Source organism: Protofrankia sp. Cr1, from assembly GCF_963555865.1.
Lineage (GTDB): Bacteria > Actinomycetota > Actinomycetes > Frankiales > Frankiaceae > Protofrankia.
This window is the reverse complement of sequence record NZ_CAUVXO010000494.1, coordinates 2,276-4,910: the sequence shown is the minus strand read 5'-3', so window position 1 is coordinate 4,910 and position 2,635 is coordinate 2,276. Positions and strand designations below refer to the sequence as shown.

At 64.3% G+C, this 2,635-nt stretch carries 1 protein-coding gene and 2 pseudogenes; all 3 read right to left on the bottom strand.

Features of this window, described 5'->3' with window-relative positions:
- Positions 1 to 189 (bottom strand): annotated as a pseudogene (locus U9980_RS24460) (hypothetical protein); the annotation flags it as partial.
- 228 nt (positions 190 to 417) lie between these two features.
- Positions 418 to 591, bottom strand: a pseudogene (locus U9980_RS24455) (ATP-binding protein); the annotation flags it as partial.
- A gap of 344 nt (positions 592 to 935) precedes the next feature.
- Complete coding sequence (locus U9980_RS24450; RefSeq protein WP_322770081.1) at positions 936 to 1,826, bottom strand: hypothetical protein; 891 nt, start codon at positions 1,824 to 1,826, stop codon at positions 936 to 938.
- Between the last annotated feature and the right edge of the window lie 809 nt (positions 1,827 to 2,635).

Here is a 2,635-nt window from a genome sequence, read left to right as displayed (position 1 = left end):
CTCCAAACTCGCGTCGAACCGCGCGATCCTGGCATGGGTGTCGCTGCGCAGCTCCGCGGCCAGCCTGCGGGCAGCTGGCGTCCCAATGCGACGGCGCTTGCGCAGTGTCTCCGCCGGAGATCGGGCGCTGGTGCTGCTGCCAGTGGAGTAGTCCTCGGCCCGAGCCCGGTGAAGCAGGCGGCGAACACGGTGTGCCAGGCAGCCACTGCGGCTTTACAGCATGAGAAGCGGTCCCCGCTCAGACAGCGCTTTAGTGTCCACCACTGCGAGGCCGATCCCGCCCGTGGCCCAACGCTCCAGCATCGTCGTCAGCAGTGCCCCCAAGGCGTTGCTCTTCCTGATTCGCGAACTCGATGGTGTCAACGGTCTCCGAAATCGGACCCCTTCGGGTCCGGTAAGCGTGATCCCCGGGGATCGTCAGTCGTGGTTCGGGCGGTCCTTGGCGAGGAGCTCGCGGCGTTGGCGGGTGGGGTAGGAGTCACCGGTGAGGATCTCGGCGTGGCGCACGAGCCTGTCGATCATGGCTCCGGCGACGACGAGGCCGGAGAACGTCTCGCCCCAGTGGCCGAAGGGCAGGTTCGAGGTGACGAGATCCGCGTCGCCAACGTGCCCGCGAACGCCGCCGTCGGCGTGGTCGGACGGCCACCCTCGCCGATCGCGGCCTCCCGATCCCAGACCAGCGTCCTGGCCACCGGGTCGCCGGGAGTGGAAGTCACCGCGTCGATCCCCGCTCGGGGTCGCGTAACGGTCGTTCGTGTTCGGGCGTGGGGTGCGCGATCAGCTCCCTGTCCGGAACCTCTCACGAGGCGAAGTACAGCGGCTGGCCGTGGTGGGCGCGGGCGAGCCCTCGAAGGATGTCGGAGTGGCCTGGAGGTCGATATTCGTCGAGGTTCAACGACGCATGAAAGCGGGCCGCTCGGGGCGAATTTGGCCCGCTACGAAGTGAACTTGTATGCAAGAACGAGGGCGAGAACTTGAACCAGTAAAATCAGTACTATACCCAAATACACTCCGCGAACATAGACTTGGCGATCTGTGGCGGCACGAGTAGTTTTCACTTGTGAGGGCTGCGTATTCCTATCGGCAATCGAGCGGTTGACGTTGGACGTGCCCCTGTCGAGGGCATTTACCGCCTTCTCGATTCGCCTCACGTCGACCGCTTGGAATTGGTCCACGGCCCGCGCGAACTCGCCAAGGCTGTATTGAGAGGATTCGAGCGCCTCGGCCGCACGGCGAATCGTCACGACGTTGTGCTCGGCGACTGCTGCCGCGAAACGATCCAATACACCATAGTGATCGTAGATGCTGGTGATCGCGTCGGCCGAACGAGCGAGGACCGGCGCAAAATCCTCCAGCACAGACAGCGCTCGGGTCGAATGTTCCAGGGACGCCAGCTGGTCGGGGTCAATAGTTGGACGCCTGAATGGCTCGTCAACGAGTGTCTTGAGAATATCGACCGCTTCCCTGCTCGTTCCGTGTAGCCGGTCCAGCGATCCGAAGATCTCGGTCCGGAATTCTGTGGTCGTCTCGACGAGGAGCTCCGCGAGCCGATCTTCTGTGAGACGGTCGAGTCCAATCACCTTGTCTGCGAGACCCTTCTCCCGGGCGGATTTCCACGCTGTCAGCGTTTCTACCGTGTAGTGATTCTGTGTATCCTTGTCGTCGATCTTCTCGTGATGTCTTTTGCAGAGCAGAATCAGATTGGGAAAACTCTTCCTCTCGAGCGGAGTCATCGACACGTCGTATCTTGGTCCCCCTGATTTGGCGGCGCGGATATGGGCGATGAATACCGCTACGCAGGGTTCGTCGTCCTCGCCGATTGTCATTACCGGATTCTTGCACGTGGGGGCGTAGCAGAATCCTCGACTAAGGGTGAACAAAGTCTTTTCGACCGCCGACTTGTAGCTTCGTTCGCCGCTCACGTGGTTCCCTTTCCCGTCGCAATCAGGTACATCTGGGTGCAGTGGGGCGAGGATAGCGACATCCTCTGACAGGTTCCGAGAGAAGGATCACGGGTAGCGAGAACGCCGAGGTGGCAGGCCCGGCGGCTGGTGCGTCGGCGCCGCAGACATCTCCGTCCGTCGTTCATGTCACCGAGTTCTGACGCTTGCCGTATCGGTCAACGCTTCACTGGCAGGTCTACAACGGCGGTTAGCAACACTGATCGCCACCGCGATCGCGTGGCCGTCCTCGCGTGGAATTCCTGGGAGGGCAGCGGCACCGCAAGGCCGCCACGAGCGCCGCGCGGCGGGCGGTGATGATCGCGCCAGCGGGCGGGCCGCCGCCCGATGTGGCAAAGCCGCACCCGCGACGGCGCGGGCGAGACACCCGGCTGCTGCCGAGCCGCCGAGCAGGTCGCGCGGGTCCCCGAAGGAGCGTTGGCCGTCCTCGGTCCGCGCGCGTTCCCGCAGCCAGGGATACCTGGTGCGTAGGGGTTCCAGGTTGCGGGTCGACGTGCGCCGGCGTGTTGGCAGGGGGCGTGACGGGAATGAGGGGCTGTCTCCGGACCGACCTCACGCTGCCCGACGATCTGAGCCTGCGCCCCATGAGTGACCGCTAGATCGGCCGGGCCATCCAGGTCCTCGCCGTGCCCGCTGAGTTCAGCGGCAGCCCCACCGGCGTGCAAGTCTCCCGC